This is a genomic window from Psychrobacter sp. 72-O-c (genome assembly GCF_904846605.1).
GTDB lineage: Bacteria > Pseudomonadota > Gammaproteobacteria > Pseudomonadales > Moraxellaceae > Psychrobacter.
Window position 1 is genome coordinate 45,923 of record NZ_CAJHBI010000002.1, and the last position, 23,157, is coordinate 69,079.

Genomic DNA, 23,157 nt, shown 5'->3' on the forward strand with positions numbered 1-23,157 from the left:
AAAGATAGTAGTGACCTAACTAACTCAACCTAAGCCTCTTTACTCTTCAGACCAGCCGCATATTCACGGACGTTTTGGGTGATTTTCATCGAGCAAAACTTAGGGCCACACATCGAGCAGAAGTGAGCAGACTTGTGCGCGTCTTTTGGTAAGGTTTCATCATGAAATTCACGCGCCGTATCCGGATCGAGCGCCAGATTAAACTGGTCATCCCAGCGGAATTCAAAACGAGCCTTTGATAGTGCATTATCACGCGCTTGTGCACCCGGATGGCCTTTGGCAAGGTCAGCAGCGTGGGCAGCAATTTTATAAGTGATAATGCCGTCTTTGACATCCTTTTTATTGGGCAAGCCTAGATGTTCTTTGGGTGTGACATAACACAGCATCGCTGTGCCAAACCAGCCAATCATCGCCGCACCAATGGCACTAGTAATATGGTCGTAACCCGGCGCAATATCAGTCGTTAAAGGCCCTAAAGTATAAAAAGGCGCGTCAGCACACAGCTCAAGTTGCAAATCCATATTTTCTTTAATACGGTTCATCGCCACGTGACCCGGTCCTTCAACCATCACTTGCACATCATGCTGCCAAGCTACTTTGGTCAGCTCACCTAATGTCCGCAGCTCGCTAAACTGTGCCTCATCATTGGCATCTTGCAAGCAACCAGGACGCAGTCCATCGCCTAAACTAAAGGCCACGTCATAAACCTTCATTATCTCGCAGATGTCTTCAAAATGAGTATATAAAAAACTCTCTTGTTGATGCACCATACACCACTGCGCCATGATAGAGCCGCCGCGCGAGACAATGCCCGTTAAGCGTCCGGCAGTCAGTGGCACATAATCTAACAGCACGCCAGCATGAATAGTGAAGTAGTCAACACCTTGTTCTGCTTGTTCAATAAGGGTATCGCGGAATATCTCCCACGTTAAATCCTCAGCCACACCATCGACTTTTTCTAACGCTTGATAGATAGGCACCGTGCCAATCGGTACCGGTGAGTTACGAATCAGCCATTCGCGGGTTTCATGAATATGATTACCGGTGGATAAATCCATAATGTTATCCGCGCCCCAACGTGTTGCCCAAGTCATTTTGGAGACTTCTTCATCAATAGATGAACCCAGCGCCGAGTTACCGATATTGGCGTTGATTTTCACCAAAAAATTACGGCCGATAATCATCGGCTCAGACTCAGGATGGTTAATATTATTAGGAATAATTGCACGACCTGCCGCCACTTCACTACGTACAAATTCAGGCGTAATAACAGTAGGGGTATTAGCGCCAAAGCTCTCGCCATCATGTTGACGCATATCCGTTGATTCATGCTGCTTTTGGGTTTCGCGAATAGCGATATATTCCATCTCAGGAGTAATAATACCTTGGCGCGCATAGTACATTTGGGTGACATTGCCTGTTTTACCAGCGACATCTTTGGCACGGCGCGGCTTATCGATATGAGCAAACCTCAGATTGGCAGTGCTGATGTCGCGGGCGCGCGTTTGTCCGTAGGTACTTGATAGACCGCTTAACTGTTCGGTATCACCGCGCTCGTTTATCCAGCCTTCACGTAGCTTGGGTAACCCTTTGGTAAGGTCGATTGTGGCATTGGGGTCAGTATAAACGCCTGAGGTGTCATAGACATAAAACGGTGGATTGTGCTCGCCTTCTTTGTCACCAGTACCACCAACAGGGGTATCGGCTAAGCTAATCTCGCGCATCGGTACTTGAATGTCGGGTCTTGAGCCTTCGATATAGACTTTCCGAGAGGCGGGAAGGATACGGTGTAAGTCGCGGGCGTCTTCTTCAAAACGAGCGTCACCTGCGGCGCGATGAGCAGGGGTTTTTAAGGCGTCTGCTTTTTTATCAGCCTTACTATTACTCGAGTTAGCATCATCTGAAGCACTAACTGAATTTTTGGCTGGGATATGAAGGGTAGCGTCCGCGTATGAAGGCGTGTGTGCGTTAGTGTTTGAAGTGGCTTTTGAACCAGTATTCGAGATGGTTTTTGAAGTAGTCATATGCTGTCCTAGCGTGTTGTCCAATGTTAAAGGCAACACCGCCAGAATCTGCGGGGTAAGCGTCAATTATGCATGCAAGTTGAATCCAATCGTCCGTCTAAATTAATCGCACTAACAAACATGATGCTAATGGATAGGACTAACTGGAGTGTTGGGTGCCACTTATTATTAACCGCCATACTCTTTATTAACTAGCTCATTAACCAGCGAATTACTAACCGGCGAACTGTAGCTATTAAAACAGAGCTAAAGAGTAGTTCTAATAATAAGGCATTTCTGCGCGCCCGTTGCAAGACAATAACATCAGCTCAGACTTCCCTGCGTCGGTACTAACCGCATCAGGTTCGGCGGGTGGTTTCTCAGCGAATATATAGTGACTGCTTATAAATCAGTCATTAATACATCGCACCCCGAGTCTGTCAGTGTTGTAAATCAACTTCATACTAGCAAACTTCCGACCTGACTGCTAATGATATTCGGCCATATTTATAATCATTTGAAATCTACAGATTTATTAATATTGTTTAGCTAAATTATTCAATGGTATTCGATTTTAGATCGGCTAATCAAGGTTAGTTTACTAACATGAAGATGCTTTCGCCCTTACTACTGCTTTTATTACTGTTGTTATTAATATTACTGTTGTTATTAATATTACTATTGTCATCAAACTGTCATCAAAGCTTGGCACACTACAACGCATGTCACGGACCAGAATTTTTCGTACCGTTGTTAAACTTTAGGAGTCTTACATGCGTTATTCGTTATTAGCAGTGGCCGTCAGTTGTACCTTAGCACTTACGGCGTGTAATAAATCAACCGATGACACCGCAGAGCCGGCTACTGACAGTAGCGCAGTCGCCAGCAGTAGCACTGATAGTAGTACCACAAATAGCGCCAGCCCTGCCAGAAACGATCAAATTTCAATGAATATTACCGGCGCTGGAGCTTCATTCCCGCAGCCTATCTACGCCAAATGGTCAGCCGATTATAACGATGCTACCGGTGGACAGGTCAACTACCAATCTATCGGCTCATCAGGTGGCATTAAGCAAATCGTCGCAGGCACAGTCGATTTTGGTGCTTCAGATGCGCCAATGACGCCAGAAGAATTAACGAAAGAAGGGTTGATCCAGTTCCCAACTGTAATTGGTGGTGTGGTACCAGTGGTCAACATCGAAGGTATCGAGCCGGGCGCACTGAAGCTAGATGGCAAAATGCTAGCGGATATCTATTTGGGTAATATCAGCAAATGGAACGATCCTGCTATCGTGCAGCTTAACCCAGATTTAAGCTTGCCAGACAGCCCTATTACCACTGTGTTTCGCTCAGATGGCTCAGGCACGACTTTTAACTTTACCGATTACTTAGCAAAAGTATCACCTGAATGGCAAAGTGATGTTGGCGTTGACAAGACAGTCAAATGGCCAACGTCTGCTCGCGGTGCAGCAGGTAAAGGCAACGAAGGCGTGGCAAGTTATGTCAACCGAATGGACAATGCCATTGGTTATGTCGAATACGCCTATGCCAAGCAAAATAATATGTCACATGTGGCACTCAAAAACGCGGCAGGCAACTTTGTGCAGCCATCAATAGAAAGCTTTGCGGCCGCAGGGGATATTGACTGGTCGCAGCAAGCAGGGTTCTATAAGGTCATTACCAACTCTGAAACTGCTGGGGCATGGCCGATAGCGGCTGCGACGTTTATTTTAGTGCACAAACAACCGCAAGATCCTAAGCAAGTGGCCGGCGCGCTAAACTTCTTTAGTTGGGCTTATGACCAAGGTGACGACTCAGCAACTGAGCTAGATTATGTGCCATTTTCTGATACGGCAGTCGCGCTATTCAAAGACAGCTGGAAGCAAGTGGTCGGTAAGGACGGCAAGCCGATCTATACTCCGCAGTAACAGTAATAGCATACCCTCCCATGCGCCTGTGATTTTGCTGATATGCAGATCATAGGCGTAACTCATAGTTAAAATATTTATATTTAACCCATTCATTTTCAAGCATGTTTATCAAACTAATTGAGGTGGTCATGGCAGGACTTAACTTGCAGACACAACTAAACAAACAAAAACGTTGGGATGCAATATTTGTCACCACTACCAAAGCGGCGGCACTTTTTGTATTGCTAAGCTTAGGGGCGATTTTACTGTCACTGGTTATCGGTGCTTGGCCGAGTATGCAAGCATTTGGGCTGGATTTTTATACCAGTAATAACTGGGATCCAGTCGCCAATGAATATGGCGCTCTTGCGCCGATTTATGGCACTTTAGTTACCTCAGTTATGGCGCTAGTTATTGCCGTACCTGTCAGCTTTGGTATTGCGATATTTTTGACTGAGCTGTGTCCCCCTTTCCTCAAGAAGCCACTGGGCATTGCCATCGAGCTGTTAGCTGGTATTCCTTCTATCATCTATGGTATGTGGGGTTTATTCGTATTTGCGCCTTTTTTTGGCAATCATATTCAACCTTGGCTGACAGAAAATTTAGGCGGTTTGCCTCTCATTGGCAAGCTTTTCGTTGGGGCACCGATGGGTATTGGCTTATTTACGGCATCTCTAGTGCTTGCCATTATGATTATTCCTTTTATCGCCGCCACCATGCGTGATGTGTTTGCGGTTGTGCCTGCACTTCTCAAAGAATCTGCCTATGGCATGGGTGCGACCACCTGGGAAGTAATGTTTAAGATTGTCTTACCTTATACCAAAACTGGTGTGGTTGGCGGCATTATCTTAGGGTTAGGTCGGGCGCTGGGGGAGACTATGGCGGTGACCTTTTTGATTGGTAACACCTTTAATATCAGTCCCAGTATGTTTGCTTCCGGGGTGTCTATCACCTCAGCCTTGGCCAATGAATTCGCCGAAGCGTCCGATCCGCTACATCTGTCGGCGCTGCTACATTTAGGATTGATACTATTCATGATTACTTTTGTAGTACTGAGCATTTCGCGGCTGTTGCTACGCGGTATGGATAAGCGTGCTGGACAATAATTGTTGGATGGTAGCCGCTGTCATTATTGCTAAGTCATTTTTGCTAAGCCGGACATTTCATAAAATGGTTTATTAAAAAATACTATTCAATGAAAAACATAAACTGTAGAAAGTTAGTAAATAATAAGGAATCTGCTGCATGACCGCATTGTCTGCCATTACTCAAGCTTCGACTAAGCCCATTATGGCCAGCGACCAAAGGTTATATCGCCGTCGCCGACTGTGGAATAAAGTAGGATTGGGCTTTGCGGCCTCAGCTATGATCTTTGGACTATTTTGGCTGTCGTGGATTTTGATTACTTTAGGCGTTGAAGGCTTTAGCGGCTTGGTCCAAATGCCAGTATTTACTGCGGACACTCCGCCACCGATGACTGATGGTGGTCTGCGCAACGTTATTGTCGGCTCGCTGATGATTGCTGGTAGTGGATTGTTTATTGGTGCCCCAATTGGCTTGCTAGCAGGAATTTATTTGGCGGAATTCTCGCACGGCAATTGGCTGGGACAAGTCATACGTTTTTTAAATGACATTCTATTATCGGCCCCATCTATTGTGATTGGCTTATTTATCTATGCAATATTGGTCAAAAATTATAGCTTTTCTGGTTGGGCAGGCGCGTGTGCCCTAGCGTTAATTGTCATTCCAGTGGTGGTCAGAACCACAGAAAGCATGCTGTTATTGGTGCCCAATACCTTACGTGAAGCGGCTTACGCGTTAGGAACGCCGAAATGGAAGTTGGTACTGGGCGTAACTATCAAAGCAGCGCGGGCAGGCTTAATTACCGGCGTACTACTAGCATTTGCGCGTATCACTGGCGAGACTGCTCCGCTGTTATTTACCGCGTTGAACAATCAATACTTCAGCTTAGACATGAGCAATGCGATGGGCAATATGCCCAACACTATTTATCAATTTGCCATGAGCCCCTATGACAATTGGCATACCTTAGCCTGGGCGGCAGCATTATTAATTACCTTAACAGTGCTTACCCTAAATGTAGCAGCACGCTACATCGGGGGTAAAGAATACAACTAACAGTTTTTATCAGATGCTTTTATTAAAGAGTTTTACTGAAAAGTCTTACTGCTAAAAACTAATACTTACCCAATTTCTTAATTTTTATCTCCTGTTAAAGAACTTCACACTAAAGAATTTCATATTAAAGACAATAAGGAACATGACCATGACAGATATTGCCACCCGACCTACTAAAAACAAAATTCAGATTCCTGTACCTTTACCCACTTTGAGTGATCCAGGTGTACATGTTCTTGCCCCAGTAACCACTGAACGTACAGCAGGCGAACAGACATCCGCCTCATCAAACGAGTTCGCAGACACTATGCCTGCCCCAAAACTGCAAATCCGTGACCTAAACTTTTATTACGGTAGCTTTCGTGCTCTAAAAGACATCTCCCTTGATATTCCTGAAAAGCAAGTAACCGCATTTATCGGTCCTTCTGGCTGCGGTAAATCAACGCTACTGCGTACCTTTAATCGCATGTATGACTTATATCCCAATATGCGCGCTGAAGGTCAGATTCATCTTGATGGTCATGATGTATTGGCAAAATCGATGGATGTTAATCTACTGCGCGCCAAGGTAGGGATGGTATTCCAAAAGCCCACACCGTTTCCGATGTCCATTTTTGATAATGTGGCGTTTGGGGTACGTTTATATGAAAAGATGTCGAAGGCTGAGCTTGCCAACCGCGTCGAGTGGGCACTTAAAAAAGCGGCGCTATGGAATGAGGTTAAGGACAAGTTATCCGCATCCGGCTTGTCATTATCTGGCGGACAGCAACAGCGCTTATGTATTGCGCGCGGGGTAGCGACCAAACCTGAAGTTCTATTATTAGATGAGCCGACCTCAGCACTTGACCCTATCTCAACGGGGGCAATCGAAGACTTGATTGAGGATTTAAAGCAAGACTATACCATTGCTATCGTGACCCATAACATGCAGCAAGCGGCGCGGATCTCTGATTATACCGCTTATATGTATTTGGGCGACATGGTAGAAATGGGCAACACCGACCAGATTTTTACCAACCCTTCGCAGCAAGCGACTGAAGATTATATTACTGGGCGTTATGGCTAATTGTCCTATTTATTATGGTTCTTCTACTCATGTCATTTCTAAAAATCCAAAATAACGAAAAATAAGTACTACTACCATTAGTAGGCTTAGGAGTCTGACAACGTTAGCTTGTTTTTTGGGATTGCTATTGTCGTGGTTTTTTACTTGAGAATTTCATTATGTCTAATCCCATGTTCCACACCTCCAAAAGCTTTGACCAAGATTTAACCGAGACCACTGATTTATTTTTAGAGATGGGTGCGCTTGCTGGGCAGCAAGTGGCACAAGCGATGCACGCTTTGATAGAAGGCGATATGAATTTGGCCTATCAGGTGGTTGAGCAGGACAGTGCGATCAATCAGTTAGAAGTGCTAATTGATGAGCGAGTACTATTATTAGTGGCTAAAAGGCAACCGGCGGCTCGCGACTTGCGCTATGTCATGGCGATCAGTAAAGGGGTAGTAGATATTGAGCGTATCGGCGATGAGGCGGCTAAGATTGCCTATATGGCACAGCAAGTAGCCGCTGATAGCGTCACAAGTGCGAGCGCTTACTGCTATCATGAAGTACAGCATTTGAGTAATCAAGTACGCTTGATGCTGCACAGTGCGCTAGCAGCCTTTGAGCATTTAAAAGCAGAGCGCGCCTTTGATGTGATGCGTAGTGATGGCAACGTGGACTTTGAGTATCAGTCTGCCGTTCGCGCCTTGATGACTTATGTTATGGAAGACCCACGGCAAGTTAGTCACGTGATTAACTTGATGTGGATACTCAGAGCGCTTGAGCGCATCGGTGACCATGCCCGCAATATTGCCGAGTTAGTGATTTACATCAGCAGTGGCACGGATGTGCGCCATAGTGATTTTACAACGGTACAACAAGCGATTGACGCTAGCAAAGTAGGCTAGCGCCTCGTTTTTTTACATGTCATTTTCTATTCTAAGCGTCGGTCTAGCTTTTGGTTTCTGGTGTCCAGCCCTGAGCACGTTCATAGTTTTCATTATCCAAAAATTTATCACGTTGTTCCGTCAAGAATTTCTTGGCTTCAGGATCCATCATACTTAAATGGTTTTCGTTAATCAGCATGGTTTGATGTTCAAGCCATTCTTTCCATGCTTTATCAGATACTGTTTCTTGTAGCTCTTGACCTTTTTTGTTCGGGAAGGGAGGATGCACCATTTTAGGTAGATCTTGTTGATATTTACGGCAAAATACGGTATTGGCTTGGGGATTGAAATTCTCGGTCATGAGTCGCTCCTTATTATTGATATTGAATATATTAGTAAGTTGATACTGACCTATGATAAAGGTCTTAGTGCACTTAGCAAATATTAACAGGTTTGAGAATGTTAACCCGTTTAAGGGTATCAGGTTTATAAAGGTTAACCGCAAATTTACTTAAATATAGTAACAAAAACACCCGCAATGATGGCGGGTGTTTTGATATTAATCCTGTAGTTAGCGAAGGATATCAAGTTAATAAAAAATATTAGATTAAGAAAACACTTCTAAACGGGTACGTCCACGGCTCACCGCTTGCTTAACTTGATTGGGTGCAGTGCCGCCCAAATGGTCACGCGCTGCCAATGAGCCTTCTAAGGTTAAGTAGTCGAACACGTCATCGCCGATGGCATCGCTAAATGACTGCAACTGCGCAAGGGTCAGATCACTCAAGTCCACACCTTCGCTAATACCAAGGGCGACGGCATTGCCCACCACTTCATGAGCATCCCGGAAGGCAACCCCATTTCGCACTAGATAATCGGCCAAATCGGTAGCAGTGGCATAACCTTTCATGGTCGCCGCGCGCATATTTTCTTTATTAGGCGTGATATTTGGCAGCATATCGGCAAAGGCCAATAGCGAGCCTGTCAAAGTGTCTACGCAATCAAATAGCGGCTCTTTGTCTTCTTGATTGTCTTTATTGTAGGCCAGTGGCTGGCTTTTCATTAAGCTCAATAAGGTCATTAACTGTCCGAATACGCGAGCCGCTTTACCACGTACCAGCTCTGGTACATCAGGGTTTTTCTTTTGCGGCATAATGGATGAGCCAGTACAAAAGCGATCCGGTATCTGCACAAAATTAAATTGCGCCGACATCCAGAGGATAATCTCTTCACTCATGCGCGACATATGCATCATTAATATAGAAGCCGCTGCAGTGAACTCAATGGCAAAGTCACGATCGGATACGGCATCGAGCGAGTTTTGGCAAATGCCTTCAAAGCCGAGCAGTTCCGCAGTAATCGTACGGTCTATCGGGAAGGTTGTGCCAGCAAGAGCGGCGCTACCGAGTGGTAATTGATTGATACGGCGACGCGCATCCACAAGTCGCTCAGTATCACGAAATAGCATCTCAAACCATGCCATCACGTGGTGACCAAAGCTGACCGGCTGCGCAGTTTGCAAATGGGTAAATCCCGGCATAATAGTATCGGTATGTTGTTCGGCCAAATCTAATAAGCCGCTCTGCAAGCGTACCAATAGCGCGATGATATTATCGGTCTCTTCACGCAGCCACAGGCGAATATCGGTGGCGACTTGGTCATTACGACTACGACCGGTATGTAGCTTTTTACCGACCGCACCAATAATATCAGTCAGGCGCGACTCAACGTTCATATGTACATCTTCTAGCTGAATGGACCAATCAAATTCACCGGCCTCAATCTCGGCCAGCACTTGTTTTAGACCGTCAATAATTGTCGCGACCTCATCAGCGCTTAAAATATCGCACTCTTTGAGCATAGTCGCATGAGCGATTGAGCCTTCGATATCATGGCGCGCAAAGCGTTGATCGAAGCCTACTGAAGCGGTAAAGGCGGCAACAAAGCTGTCTGTTGCTTCACTAAAGCGTCCGCCCCACATTTGCTGGCCTGGGCTGTTTTGTGCAGCAGCGTTCGTTGTGGCAGCATCTGTGCTAGAATCAGACGCATGTGAATTTTTATTTTGCTCGGGATTACTAGGATTTGAAGAAGTGGCGTTCATATCGGTCTAAGACAAGTCAACAGAATAAGAACTCGAGTATAGCAAATGATGAGGTTGCCTTACTAGCGGAGCGCTTAGAGTTTTTTATTCCCAAACTCATGGAAATCATGAGGCCTGGTCAGTGGCTACTGTATATCTTTCTTTGGTCGTTGTTTCTTACAGTAATTGATCGCCATGATATGGCTACTTGGTCACAGTTTTTGATCAAGTTTATGAGTAGGGTTATTCAAAATACTTTAACCGTCATCCCGTCATTATATTTGATTGATTATTTACGTCCTCTCTTTAAGCACGCGAGTATCCTTAGAGTCAGTATATATGTTTTCCTGCTATTTGCGATTGGCTCTGCAATACCAATAACCTTAGTTATGCTCGTTATGATTAATATTGGCTGGCTTGACTACAATCCTCAAGCGTTTGTCTTAAATATATTATTTAATAGTATGATTACTGGTAGCTTCACATTAGTGTTTTTACTGTATTTCATACGCCGTCATCGAGAGCTCAATGCTCTTAAGCTATCTTTTGAACATAAGCTGACCGCTCAAAACGACTTGATCAAAGCTCGTCTTGCCCCGCACTTTTTCTTTAATACGCTTAACACTTTAACTTCACTCATTGAATCCAATCCGCCTCGTGCAGCCGCGTTATTGCAGCACGTATCAGCGTTGTTTCGTGCTAGTTTTGGTGGCACGCGTGAAATTAGCTTTGAAGAAGAAGTGGCGCTTTGCGAGCATTATTTGGCGATTGAGTCGAGCCGTTTGGCTGACAAACTTGCTGTGAGTTGGCAGCTGCCCGACGAAGATGTAATGTACGATATGGTCATCACTGTTTTGACCTTGCAGAGTGTGCTTGAAAAAGTACTGTTTAGCGTGGTAGAGATGACCACCGAAACCATTATTATTGATATCGTCGTGACCTGGCAGCAGCACCGAGTTACTATTACCGTTACTGCTCAGCTTCCCAGAAAAACGTTAATGATTAGTCATGATTTGCGCCAACATGTGGACTTTTATGTTCAAGCTGAGCGCTTAAAAATTCATTTCGGACAAAGTGCCGATATTCAAAGTACGGTCACCAGTCAGCAAATCATAACCATCATTGATTATCCCCTACAAGATGTTGGTTTGTAACCCTTTCTTAGTATTTGAATGCTTCCATAATATCTATCATGGCATACTTATTGCATCAATTATTTTATTGATGTAATCGTTACCTTATGTGATTGATAACTGGTAACTATTAATAGTGTCTAAAAATTTTTAGGTGGGCTATGCGAAAGGGATTTACATGCGAATTATAGTTTGTGATGATGAGCCATTGGCACGTGAGCGTTTGGTCAGGATTGTGCAAGAGTCAGGTCATCAGGTGGTTGCACAAGCAACGACCGGGGTAGAAGCCATTGTCGCAGTAAAAACCCATCAGCCAGATGTCATATTACTAGACATTCGGATGCCTGAAATGGATGGTGTGCGCTGTGCCCAAGAGCTTACTGAGCTCAAGCATCCGCCGGCTGTTATCTTCGTTACCGCTTATGATCATTATGCGATTGCGGCGCTTAAAGCCAATGCTATTGGCTACTTATTAAAGCCTGCAAACAAGGATGAGCTGTTAGAGGCACTTGGCAAAGCCAAAAATCTAAACGCTGCCCAATTAAATGAAATCCGTAAGCTTGAAGACCCAACCGCTCGACCAGTACGAGAGCATATCGCCGCCCGTACCCATCGCGGGGTAGAGCTGATTGAGTTGAAAGATATTTATTATTGTAGTGCCGATCAAAAATACGTCAAAGTTCGTCATAAAGAGGGCATTGTGTTGATTGATGAGACCTTAAAGGAGCTGGAGCAGGAATTTGACGATCGACTGTTTCGTGTGCACCGTAATGCTATGATCAATCTCAAGTTTCTGGATTTTCTAGAGACTGTAGACGCCGGACAGTATCAAGTACACTTTAAAGGTATTGAGGAGACTTTAGCCGTCAGCCGTCGCCATCTACCCGCGTTACGTGAAAAAATTCAAAGTATGTAGCTTATCTAACCTATTTTAACAAAAGTATATTTTCAACTAATATATACTTTTAACAAATATGGACAAGGAGCATTTCTAAATCCTGAAGGGTCATTCCATATCATCAATCCCTTATTTATGCTTAAATAGGGGTATTTTTTTGCGTCACCACATACTGTTAATAAAAGTACAGTGAATCCAATATACAACTGGGACCAGACAGACGAGTGAGAGTTGTAGCTGGCTTATCAAAGCAGGTGCATTCAGCGAGTTTGATGCTGTAACAGGTTTGTAGTTGGTTTTACTATACTATAGCATTAATCCTATTGAGGCCTCTTATGAGCAACTCGCAACAACCTGCTTTGACCACCTTAAATATTGCCACCCGTCAAAGTCCATTGGCATTATGGCAAGCCGAACACATTCGTGACCGCTTGCTAGCACTGTATCCTAGCTTGACCATCAACTTGCTAAAAATTGTCACTAAAGGTGACAAAATTTTGGACACGCCACTGGCCAAAATCGGTGGAAAAGGGCTGTTTGTTAAAGAGCTTGAGCAAGCAATGTATGACAAACAGGCAGATATTGCAGTGCACTCATTAAAAGACGTTCCCATGCAATTACCTGAAGGTTTGATGCTGGGTGTCTATTGCACGCGTGCCTCTCCGACTGATGCGTTCGTCTCTAATACCTATAACAGTCTTGACGAGTTACCAGAAGGTGCGGTAGTAGGAACTTCAAGTTTACGCCGTCAGTGTCAACTTAAAGCCTATCGTCCAGACTTGCAAATCAAAACCCTGCGCGGTAACGTTGGGACGCGCCTAGGTAAGCTGGATGCAGGCGATTATGATGCCATTATTCTAGCCACCAGCGGTCTACAGCGTATTGAGCTGGACGCGCGTATTCGCGGAGAATTAGATATTGATGTCTGCTTGCCTGCTGTTGGACAAGGGGCATTAGCAATTGAATGTCGTGAAGATGATGCTGAGATATTAGCCTTACTCGCGCCGCTCAATGATGACAAAGCACGCATCCGTTTAATCGCTGAGCGTGCTTTAAATCGTCACTTAGAAGGCGGCTGCCAAGTCCCGATTGCTGCTTTTGCTGTTTTACATGCCGCTGATGACAGCGTCGATATTGAGAATAATTATATCGAAAACGATGATGCTGGCAATAGGTTGTGGCTACGTGGCCGAGTCGGACAAGCCGATGGTAGCGAGTTGCTAAAAGCTGAAAAACGTACTATTTTGAGTGGTACCCAAGTAGAACAAGAAGCGCAAGCCAATCAGCTCGGCATTGAAGTGGCTGATATGCTACTTGCAGATGGCGCTGGTGCTATTTTGGCAGCGATTTACCATCCTGAATAGCAGGCATGTATCTGTTTTAAAGTAAATCGACTATATCACTCTAATCCCATAAGCCTTACGTCGTGGTATGTTTATGTCTTGGTCATCGCCGCCCACTTACTCTAAGTCAAATCAGGAAGTTGATGGTGTAGCAATGCCGCCGCAAGTGGTGATTAATACCCGCCCAGTAGAGCGTGCTGCGCCGCTTACCTGTCATTTACAAGCAGCAGGTTTTATAGTCGTTGATATACCGATGCTAGCGTTGCAATCGCGCGCAGTCATAGAAGAAGATATGAGACTGATGCGCCAATGGCTGGCGGGCGATTATCAAACCTTGGTCATTGTAAGCCCAACAGCTGCTGCTTTAGGCTTAGCAGTTTGGCAAACGCTCGCGCATGATCTTGCACATGAGCATGAGATAGGTACTCAGTACGATAACGCTGCTCAAAATAAGCAGCAGCAGAGTGACTCTGCTGCACGTTTAGATTCAAGAATAGAAGTATCAAACGCGCACAACCATTTGAGTCATATCATTGCCGTTGGTGAGGCTACTGCCGCGGTACTGCAATCTAATGAGTTGCCAGTAGCGAACCAACAGGTGCTACAGCCTGCGATTGCCAATAACGAAGGTATGCTGGTTATGCCTGAGATTGAAAGGCTAAAAGCTGGTGATAAGGTACTGATATGGCGTGGACTTGGCGGACGCCGACTATTGGTCGATGCCTTACAAGCGCGCGGTGTACATATCGATAGCATTGCGTGGTATGAGCGAGTTATGCCTACCGATGCCAATACTCACTACCAGCAGTGGTCAAAGCAGTTCAGTATGCAAAAGGCAACGCAAAATCTAGCGCAAATACAGCAACCAAAGCCTATTGTTGTTATTAGTAGCGGCACTGCCTTTGAGCATTGGGTAAGTATAGTTGATCCAGTGCAAGTGCTTGACTCAGAGTCGAAGTCAGATATAAATCTAGATCTAGATGCGAATTCAAATGACAGCTTGCCTCCAATTTTAGATACGAATTTAAGTAATGGGTCGCTACTTAAGCTGTCGGACTTTGCTTATGTGGTATTAGGTGAGCGCTTAGCTCATATGGTCGCTGAGCAGCAACTGAGCTATTGGCGAGTAGAGGATCTGGCTCCTGAGACTATCCTTGCAGCAATTAAAAGTAGTTGTTAGTTTTAACCGCGACTAGTTCTAACAGCTACTGGTTTTAACAGTTACTAAAAAATTAATAATTAATTTATCTTACCTGCTTATTTTAAGTACGTTTAAACCTATCAACAACGGTGCTGCTTTATGTCAACTAAGTTTGAATCGTCACCTAACGAACCCTCTGCCGGTCAGCAGCGCCGACAAGCAAATATCTTGCTATTGCGCTTGCAGTGGTTACTCATTTTACTGCTCATCGCAGCGTTAGCATGGTTATATATTAGCCAGCAGCGTTTTCAAAATCATGTCAATGAGCGTTTGCAAAGCAATGAACAATTGGCCAGTCGGCTAAACGAAATGGACGATCGCTTATTTGCTATCAGTCAGCAGAGTCTGCCACCACCGAGCACTGTGGTCGGTAGCCAAGCACAAAACCAGCTGGATTTATTACGTATTCAAATACAAGCAGCTGATAGGTTGCTGTTAGATAATAACGATAGGGCAGCGATTGATTTATTACGTGGACTACAATGGCAGCTATCACAAAACAGCAATGAGATTGCGCCAGCCCTGACGATTGTCATCAAACAAAGCTTAAGCAAAGATATAGAGCGCTTACAAGCGCAAAGCTCTCAGCCCAGCCCATGGCAGATACAAAATTTGGCGATTCAAAATATCCAAGAATTTTTACACAGCCATGAGCGCCTAAACAGCCATAATAAACAAGGAACCTCTGTTAACGTGGCAAGCGATAATGTTGTACTGACTCGCAGGCAATTAACGACTCACGAAGTCATCATGACACTGAATCTAGCGAATCAAGCCAGTAATATGCGTGATAAAGGCCAGCTGATTTCTTACTTGCGCCAAGCTCGAAACCAGTTGCAAACTCTAGTTGCAGACCCTCCAAGCACGCCAAAAAACAAAGTTAGCTTCAATTTTAATCCAACATCGTTGTCAATCATAAAAAGCAGTACGAAAACGTCTGACAATCAAAGTAATTTACAGACTATGGGGGCGCCAAAAAATATCTCAGAAGTGATTGATTGGCTGGATAAACTGATTGCTAGTTCCCCAACACCAACGCCGCTATTGACCACTCAGATTTTAGATAAACCCAAGCGTTGATCTGTGCTCGTTTATTCTAAGTGCCCAGTTAGTTTAAATACTAAGTGGGGTTAAATACTAAGTTATTTGAAGTACTGGTATATTTGGTAAATAAAAAAGTTAAGGTAAATCATGAACAAGGCCAATCAACCCTCAAGTTTAACCACTGATATGCAAGTCAACAGCGGTCTTGACATACCTGACGCATTGGCGCGTTATCCCATTATCCATACTCAGCCGATCCACTGGGGTGAGATGGATGCTTTTAACCATTTAAATAATGTGGTTTATTATCGTTATGCTGAGTCAGCACGTATCGCCTATTTGCAGGCGCTGGGTATGTTTGATGGCAGTATGGTGACGGTGCTGGCGCAGTCCAGCTGTCAGTATTTACGGCCAGTGACTTTCCCCGATACTCTGTTATTAGGCGTGCGTTGTAAGCGCTTGGGTACAACTAGTATCGTGATAGATTACAGTTATTATAGCTGCACACAACAAGCAATCGTTGCTACTGCTGAAGCAGTAGTGGTACGTCTAGATAGCGGTGGCGAAAACAAGTTACCGTGGACAGAAGAGGAACGCGCGCGTTTATTAGCGTTAGAAAAAAAGGTAGGGCATAAGCCTGAATTATAACTATTTTCTAGTCTTTTGCTTTTGAGAGTTTATTAAACAGTAATAAGTAAGTAGCAAAAAGGCACGCTAACATCAGTTAGCGTGCCTTTTTTATTAACCAGTTTTATCGTAGTAGCATTTGCTTAGTTCAAGTTATTTGACCGTATTAATCTTGCTTAGGAGCATGAACAAAGTCTACTACATTCAGATCAAAACCTGACAATGCATAAAACTTCATCGGTGATGACAATAAGCGCATATCACGCACGCCCAAATGCCGTAAAATCTGCGCGCCAACGCCGATACTGCGATAGGGTTGCTGGGCAATAGTAGATAATGATTGATTGTCTGAAGCTTTATCTAAAGCCTCTCCCAAATCAATCGGTTGATGGCTACCAATCCATACCAACACGCCGCGCTCTGAGGCATTGATTTCTTTTAGAGCAGATTGCACACTCCAGCCGCTACGTCCGGTCGTATCATTCTTAGCTGCAAACAAGTCACGCAAGGGGTGAAAGCCATGCACACGCACAGTACTGACGCCTTCGCTAACATCGCCTTTTACTAAGGCTAAATGGGTTTCATCAGCACCAAACTCGCGGAAACGATGCAAAGTAAACGTACCGTATTCGGTCTCGAACGGACGCGACTCAATCTCTTCTACGGTTTGCTCATTAGAAATACGATAGTTGATTAAATCAGCGATAGTGCCAATCTTGAGATCATGCTCTTTTGCGAATATCTCAAGGTCATCACGGCGCGCCATCGTACCGTCATCATTGATGATTTCTACGATGACAGCTGCCGGTTCAAGCCCTGCAATGCGGGCTAAATCACAACCTGCTTCAGTATGGCCAGCACGGTGTAATACGCCGCCGTTTTGGGCCATGATAGGAAAGATGTGTCCAGGCTGGACGATATCTTCAGGTTTGGCAGAAGATGAGACTGCTGCTTGAACGGTACGCGCGCGGTCTGCGGCAGAAATACCGGTAGTCACGCCTTCAGCAGCTTCAATAGATACGGTAAAGTTAGTGCTAAATTTCGCTTCGTTACGATCTGACATTAGCGGCAGAGCCAACTGTTGGCAACGGGCTTGTGATAAGGTCAAGCAGACTAAACCGCGAGCATGGGTAATCATAAAGTTAATATCTTCGGGGCGCACATGAGTCGCTGCCATGATGATATCGCCTTCATTTTCGCGATCTTCATCATCCATCAAAATGACCATTTTACCTGCGCGAATATCTTCGATAATCTCAGGAATCGTATTTAAATTCATAGGAAGTCTCAATGTTTTATTATTTATCAGTATATAAAAGGTTATGTAAAAGTGTAGGTATAAAAAGCTATCCGCCTATTGTAGCAGTAGATTAGAGAAAGCGCTGTAGCTGTTGAGCAAAGCGCGTAGCAATTAGGGGTAGATGGTTATTAATCTATCGTTTTTATATACAAGCATCCTAACATTTTAATGGTTTTTACTGTAACGTGCTGCCTCATCGCGATACTATATGGCCTATTATCTCGAAAAATAGTGATGAGTATTATCAATGACGAGCGCTATGATAAATGATGCACATTATAAATGAGTTAAATAATCAACGACCCATTTATTCATTGCTAGCCGCCTGGGTTCTTAGCCAGTCCATAAATTGCTTACTGTGTTGCTCACGCTGATTATCCGCAAATTCATAGAAGCGTGTGCCCACTAAGTTATCAGGCAAATAGGTTTGCGCATAGTAGTGATTGGGATAACCATGCGGATAAACGTAACCTTTACCGTAGCCCTGATCACGCATCAGCTTGGTTACACCATTACGTAGATGCAAGGGTATGGGTGAGGCATCTTTTTCCGCCAGTGTCATCGCCGCATTAATCGCTTTATAGGTACTGTTACTTTTAGCACTAGTCGCTAAATAAACCACCACTTGTCCTAAGATAATACGCGCCTCCGGCATACCAATAGATTGCACGCTACGCAAGGCGGCATCAGCCAGCAATAAAGCATTAGGATTGGCATTACCAATGTCTTCACTGGCTAGGATGACTAGCCGCCGTGCGATAAAATCCGCCGGCTCACCGCCAACCAGCATCCGCGCCATCCAGTATAGAGCCGCATCAGGGTCTGAGCCGCGCACCGACTTTATCATTGCTGAGATAATATCGTAATGCTGCTCACCATCTTTGTCATAACGTACTAGCGCAGTCTGTGCCACGCGGGCTATTAACGCATCATCGATGACAATAGGCGACTGCTTTGGATCTGCAGTTTGTACGGCAAGTTCCAGTAAATTTAGCGCTTTACGGGCGTCACCCTGTGCCAATTGACTGATCGTGTTTTGTGCTTGCAAATCGATAGTAAGACTTTTAAGAACAGTATCTTCTAAGAGTGCCCGCTGCAATACAGCAGCGATTTGCTCGCTACTAAGCGGTTCTAAACGATAAACTTGACAGCGTGATAATAGCGCATTATTGACACTGAATGACGGGTTTTCAGTGGTTGCGCCAATCAAGGTAATGTCACCGGACTCTACTGCGCCCAATAGCGCATCTTGCTGCGCCTTATTGAAACGGTGAATCTCATCAATAAAGACCACTGGCGACTCAAAGCTCAAAGAATCTTTACTCTCCAACACCTCGCGCAATTGCTTAACCCCAGTATTTATAGCTGACAACGCATGAAAGGGACGGCCAACGGCAGCGGCTAATAGCATCGCAATGGTAGTTTTGCCGATACCGGCCTCCCCATGCAAAATAATGGACGGTAGATGGCCTTGTTCAACCAAACGTCGTAATGGAGCCCCTTCTGCTAATAAATGTTCTTGACCAATAATGGCGTCAAGGGTAGCAGGGCGCATCCGTTGGGCAAGCGGCGTGTCGGCATGAAAAGGTGAAGGCATAAAATTCTCTATTATAAAGAACAGAAATCAGAAAAATAAGACAGTTTCTAGTAGATGTTGTATAGGCTAGGCTAACGCAGTTTTACGTTAAGGAAAGTCAGGTAAGTGTACAACTTATGTCTTAAACGCTTTAATTCTTAGACACTTACCCTAATTTATAGTTTATCAAAATAAATTAAGTCCAAGGTAAAGCCTTAATGATGCCCCGTCAAATACTTAAGCAGTTTCTTAATATGAACTTACGTTTAAACGGCTTAAGTTATTCGAATAATCAATCACGGCGGCTGAATGCTGGTGAAATTATGCTTGCACGCTCAGTCTTTGGCGATAGTATTCAACTTGACGAAGTGACCCTTAAAACAGCGTGGTGGGTACTCAAAAACTATGCCGTTAGTCTTAATGGTAATATATATTTTCATCCAGCCGATTGGATAGTAGACTTTAGCGAGGCTTCTATTAATAAGCAAAGCTGGCTGATTCATGAGCTTACCCACGTTTGGCAATTACAGCAGGGACTTAAAGTCGTGCGCGGTGCGCTTATCAATCGTCGGTATGATTATGTCCTAAAGACCGGCAAGTCATTCTTTAATTACGGTATTGAGCAACAAGCCCGTATGGTACAAGACTACTTTGTACGTCGCGAATATAGGCAGGATTGTCAAGCGCTAGAAGCCTGTATTCCCTTTTTAGACAGTCAACCTAATAGGTATCATGACGGCTCGTTTGACCTTTAGCCTTTACTTAACAAGTGTGAGAAGAAAAAAGGTTATACTTAATAACTTTTACTTAATAATTTTTATTTAATAGCTTCTATATTAATAACTTCTATCTTAATAGCCACGAAAAATATTTGAAATTATTCTAATCTTAAGGCTGTACCCTTTTAGCTTTCCACTTTTAGTTTTTAAAACAGGAACTGTGCCGTGATGTTTAAATTTTTAACACCGAAGCCCGATGCTGATTTATACAATACCGCGATAACTCATAGGATAACGACTGCGCGTCTGCGCCAGAAGCCGACTTTACTAGCAGCAACACTAGTAGGGACGTTAATGTTAATAGGTTGCCAGCAGCAATCAGCACCAGAACCCATAGTAGATAATGATAGCAAAACCAGTGAACAAATAAGCGCTGAAGACAATAAGTCTGTCGTGCAAAGCGATTCGGCTGCTGCACGTATAGAGCAATTCCAGCCTTTATATGTTGCTCAAGCACAGAGATTACAGCGACGCTTACAAGCAGAGTATGAGTCGTTACAAGCTGCTGACGAAACAGATAGTGAGAATAGCTTATTATTGAACAGCGCTACTGAAACTTCTGATGATGCTTCTAATAGTGATAATAAAAATAACGACAATACAACGGCCACTAGTAGCAATCCTACTGCTAACACTGATAATGCTACAACCGAAGCGGCAGGAATTGATGCTGAGGTTAATACTAGTACTGAGGTTGGCGAACGTGATCTAACCGTATTAAAGCGTATTAGCCTTGAGCCCCGTAAACCTATCATACTGGACGAAGAACAAATTATCGAACGTTATCAGCAAGCGACGGAAGCGCTTTATCAGCCCGTAACGATGGCATTTAGCGACCAAGACATCAATACTTTGCTCAATATAGCCACTTTAGTACCGCAGCTGTTCGAACATGCGGAAATCGCTGGCAGAGTAAATGCAAAAAGCCCCGCGCTGGCTCGTTTGATTATTCAACATCAAGTTTGGGAACAGATAGAAGCGCAGCAAGTGCTCGATATGCAGCAGATGAAACTGGATCAGCAACAAGAGTTTGAGAGTCTCATGACCAAGTTTAATGACACTATCAAAGGTTATGATGAACAAATTGCCAAATACGAGCAGACTCTTAAATCATTTCAATAGTCTCTTATAAATAAACCTTTATAAAAGACGGACGGCTTAAACAGACATAAAAATCCCGCACATTGGCGGGATTTTTTATTGAATCAATGGTTAAGTCTTAGCCTAGCTGACCTATTTACGGTCTTCTATTTTAACAAAGTCGCGATGGGTCTCGCCCGTGTATAACTGACGAGGACGACCGATTTTGAACGGTGCGCTGTGCATCTCTAACCAATGGCTAATCCAACCAGAGGTACGAGCTAGGGAGAAGATTACCGTAAACATTGAGGTTGGAATACCGATGGCTTTTAGAATAATGCCAGAGTAGAAGTCAACGTTTGGATACAGGTTACGCTCGATGAAGAACGGGTCTTCTAAAGCAATTTTCTCAAGCTCCATAGCAAGCTCAAGCTTAGGATCGTTGATACCTAGTGCCGTTAAAACTTCATCACAAGTCTCTTTTAAAACTTGTGCACGTGGGTCAAAGTTTTTATAGACGCGGTGACCAAAGCCCATTAGCTTCACTTCACGGCTTTTTACTTTTTCCATAAATGCAGGAACATTTTCAACCGTACCGATTTCATCTAGCATCTCAAGAACGGCTTCGTTGGCGCCTCCATGTGATGGGCCCCATAGGGCTGCGATACCTGCAGCGATACAAGCATACGGGTTTGCACCAGTAGAACCTGCTAAGCGTACGGTAGACGTTGAAGCGTTTTGCTCATGATCGGCATGCAAAGTAAAGATCTTGTCCATGGCCTTAGAAATAACTGGATCCACTTTATAATCAACATCAGCAGGCGTGGCAAACATCATATATAAGAAGTTTTCCGCGTAGTTGAAGTCATTACGTGGGTACATGAACGGTTCGCCCTGTGAGTATTTATAACTCATCGCGGCAAGCGTTGGCATTTTAGCAATTAGACGAATAGCGGTGATTTCGCGATGAAGCTCTTCACTAACGTCCAAGCCTTCATGATAGAACGCTGATAATGCACCAACCACACCGACCATAATAGCCATAGGATGGGCATCACGGCGGAAACCTTCAAAGAATTTGCGCAGTTGATCATGCACGCCAGCATGCTTACGGACTTTTTCGTAAAAGTCTGCTTTTTGCTCAGCGTTAGGGAGTTCACCATGAACGAGCGCATAGGCCACTTCTAAGTATTCAGCGCTATTTGCTAATTGATCGATAGGGTAGCCGCGATATAATAGCTCACCTTTGCCGCCATCGATAAACGTGATTTTTGATTCAACAGGCGCGGTAACTTTAAAACCAGGGTCATAAGACCAAAAGCCCGAATCTTGCAAAGCAGCGATGTCGATAACAGGGCGGCCTAAAGTGCCTTTAATAATAGGAAGTTGGTAGTCCTTACCATCTGCTGTTAGTGTGGCGTTGTTATCAGCCATAATTTCCTCTCCATTCGGTTTATCTTGTTAGAGTAAATGTGCTATCGACGCATACTGTTGCGTCACTATCAGTCAAATCAACAAACAAGAAGTCAAATTCAACTAATCTAAGAATCCGTTTATATTAACAGTAAAGCTGCAACATTTGAAAAGAGTTTTCTGTGCAATCACCCCCATTCACGTGGTTTTAAGGCATTTATCTAATGTAATTTTTGTATCAAAATATGTCTGCTTGGTTATTCAGAGTAAAACTAGGATTTTTGTAGGCATAGAATAAAAATTCCTATCACGATAGAAATGCAATACTTTTAGCACTAAGGTCGCGTTAGTTTCTTAGACGTTTGAGGCAAAAACAGACAGAATATGAGCGGTAGACGAATCAAAATGAGATTATAATAACTTAAGAGCGCGTAATGCTACGGACATAATATTGCTCCTTGCTAATAATTTGTTAAAACTGCCCTAATATCCATTATTTAAGGGATAAATTTGTAATTGTCGGCTAGGCATTTTATAATTAGAGTCATTAACTGACATTAGCTTTGTGCAAATTAATAATTAGTCATGCTGTTGTATCGATTAGCCTGTTATATTCTTATATCTTGTTACGATTGAGAGGCTACTTTATAGACTAAACCTGAGCTGATCGCTTGAATTTTTTTGTTATCTGTTCTATTT

At 44.0% G+C, this 23,157-nt stretch carries 19 protein-coding genes and 1 riboswitch; of the genes, 13 read left to right on the plus strand and 6 right to left on the minus strand.

Translation table 11 applies throughout. The features are described from left to right. Positions 1–29: 29 nt before the first annotated feature. On the minus strand, positions 30–2,024 hold the full coding sequence (gene thiC / locus JMX97_RS00855) for a phosphomethylpyrimidine synthase ThiC (RefSeq protein ID WP_227671389.1): 1,995 nt from the start codon (positions 2,022–2,024) through the stop codon (positions 30–32). Positions 2,025–2,322: 298 nt separating this feature from the next. Beyond that, positions 2,323–2,447, minus strand: a riboswitch (TPP riboswitch). 329 nt (positions 2,448–2,776) lie between these two features. Here thiC and pstS point away from each other — a divergent pair. The 5 genes from pstS to phoU all read left to right on the plus strand — a co-directional run bounded on the left by pstS (position 2,777) and on the right by phoU (position 8,005). After that, on the plus strand, positions 2,777–3,931 hold the full coding sequence (gene pstS, locus JMX97_RS00860; RefSeq protein WP_201554175.1) for a phosphate ABC transporter substrate-binding protein PstS: 1,155 nt from the start codon (positions 2,777–2,779) through the stop codon (positions 3,929–3,931). 131 nt (positions 3,932–4,062) lie between these two features. Continuing rightward, positions 4,063–5,019, plus strand: coding sequence for a phosphate ABC transporter permease subunit PstC (pstC, locus tag JMX97_RS00865; RefSeq protein WP_201554177.1), 957 nt, complete (start codon positions 4,063–4,065; stop codon positions 5,017–5,019). A 184-nt stretch (positions 5,020–5,203) separates the two neighbouring features. Continuing rightward, on the plus strand, positions 5,204–6,052 hold the full coding sequence (gene pstA / locus JMX97_RS00870; protein WP_413786381.1) for a phosphate ABC transporter permease PstA: 849 nt from the start codon (positions 5,204–5,206) through the stop codon (positions 6,050–6,052). A 307-nt stretch (positions 6,053–6,359) separates the two neighbouring features. Continuing rightward, positions 6,360–7,118 carry a phosphate ABC transporter ATP-binding protein PstB gene (gene pstB, locus JMX97_RS00875; protein ID WP_227671396.1) on the plus strand — a complete coding sequence of 253 codons (759 nt, stop codon included), beginning with the start codon at positions 6,360–6,362 and terminating at the stop codon, positions 7,116–7,118. Between the two features lie 158 nt (positions 7,119–7,276). Beyond that, on the plus strand, positions 7,277–8,005 hold the full coding sequence (phoU, locus tag JMX97_RS00880; RefSeq protein ID WP_201554185.1) for a phosphate signaling complex protein PhoU: 729 nt from the start codon (positions 7,277–7,279) through the stop codon (positions 8,003–8,005). Between the two features lie 43 nt (positions 8,006–8,048). Here phoU and JMX97_RS00885 read toward each other — a convergent pair whose 3' ends face one another. Together JMX97_RS00885 and argH are read right to left on the minus strand one after the other, a co-directional pair. Further along, positions 8,049–8,345, minus strand: coding sequence for an oxidative damage protection protein (locus JMX97_RS00885; protein ID WP_201554187.1), 297 nt, complete (start codon positions 8,343–8,345; stop codon positions 8,049–8,051). A gap of 246 nt (positions 8,346–8,591) precedes the next feature. Continuing rightward, on the minus strand, positions 8,592–10,085 hold the full coding sequence (gene argH / locus JMX97_RS00890; RefSeq protein WP_413786380.1) for an argininosuccinate lyase: 1,494 nt from the start codon (positions 10,083–10,085) through the stop codon (positions 8,592–8,594). Positions 10,086–10,264: 179 nt separating this feature from the next. Here argH and JMX97_RS00895 point away from each other — a divergent pair, with 179 nt between their 5' ends. The 6 genes from JMX97_RS00895 (at position 10,265) to JMX97_RS00920 (ending at position 16,331) form a co-directional block, all read left to right on the plus strand. Then, complete coding sequence (locus JMX97_RS00895) at positions 10,265–11,218, plus strand: histidine kinase (RefSeq protein WP_227671390.1); 954 nt, start codon at positions 10,265–10,267, stop codon at positions 11,216–11,218. Positions 11,219–11,375: 157 nt separating this feature from the next. Next, positions 11,376–12,113, plus strand: a complete 738-nt coding sequence (locus tag JMX97_RS00900; protein ID WP_201554191.1) for a LytR/AlgR family response regulator transcription factor — start codon at positions 11,376–11,378, stop codon at positions 12,111–12,113. Between the two features lie 317 nt (positions 12,114–12,430). Then, complete coding sequence (gene hemC / locus JMX97_RS00905) at positions 12,431–13,459, plus strand: hydroxymethylbilane synthase (protein WP_201554198.1); 1,029 nt, start codon at positions 12,431–12,433, stop codon at positions 13,457–13,459. A gap of 73 nt (positions 13,460–13,532) precedes the next feature. Beyond that, positions 13,533–14,618, plus strand: coding sequence for a uroporphyrinogen-III synthase (locus tag JMX97_RS00910; protein ID WP_201554200.1), 1,086 nt, complete (start codon positions 13,533–13,535; stop codon positions 14,616–14,618). A gap of 120 nt (positions 14,619–14,738) precedes the next feature. Next, positions 14,739–15,719: a hypothetical protein gene (locus JMX97_RS00915; RefSeq protein WP_201554203.1), complete on the plus strand. Its 981-nt coding sequence runs from the start codon at positions 14,739–14,741 to the stop codon at positions 15,717–15,719. A gap of 150 nt (positions 15,720–15,869) precedes the next feature. Further along, a complete protein-coding gene (locus JMX97_RS00920; RefSeq protein WP_227671397.1) occupies positions 15,870–16,331 on the plus strand; it encodes an acyl-CoA thioesterase in 462 nt (153 codons plus the stop codon). A 145-nt stretch (positions 16,332–16,476) separates the two neighbouring features. On the opposite strand, the gene ribBA is transcribed toward JMX97_RS00920, so the two are convergent. Both ribBA and JMX97_RS00930 read right to left on the minus strand, forming a co-directional pair. Continuing rightward, positions 16,477–17,589, minus strand: a complete 1,113-nt coding sequence (gene ribBA / locus JMX97_RS00925) for a bifunctional 3,4-dihydroxy-2-butanone-4-phosphate synthase/GTP cyclohydrolase II (RefSeq protein WP_201554207.1) — start codon at positions 17,587–17,589, stop codon at positions 16,477–16,479. 328 nt (positions 17,590–17,917) lie between these two features. After that, the gene (locus JMX97_RS00930; RefSeq protein WP_201554209.1) at positions 17,918–19,207 is read right to left on the minus strand and encodes a replication-associated recombination protein A; all 1,290 of its coding nucleotides are present in this window, start codon (positions 19,205–19,207) and stop codon (positions 17,918–17,920) included. A 233-nt stretch (positions 19,208–19,440) separates the two neighbouring features. Here JMX97_RS00930 and JMX97_RS00935 point away from each other — a divergent pair, with 233 nt between their 5' ends. Beyond that, positions 19,441–19,941: a type IV secretion protein Rhs gene (locus JMX97_RS00935; protein ID WP_227671391.1), complete on the plus strand. Its 501-nt coding sequence runs from the start codon at positions 19,441–19,443 to the stop codon at positions 19,939–19,941. A gap of 192 nt (positions 19,942–20,133) precedes the next feature. Next, positions 20,134–21,087 carry a hypothetical protein gene (locus JMX97_RS00940; RefSeq protein ID WP_201554336.1) on the plus strand — a complete coding sequence of 318 codons (954 nt, stop codon included), beginning with the start codon at positions 20,134–20,136 and terminating at the stop codon, positions 21,085–21,087. Between the two features lie 111 nt (positions 21,088–21,198). On the opposite strand, the gene gltA is transcribed toward JMX97_RS00940, so the two are convergent. Further along, positions 21,199–22,479, minus strand: coding sequence for a citrate synthase (gene gltA, locus JMX97_RS00945; protein ID WP_201554211.1), 1,281 nt, complete (start codon positions 22,477–22,479; stop codon positions 21,199–21,201). Positions 22,480–23,157 lie beyond the last annotated feature (678 nt).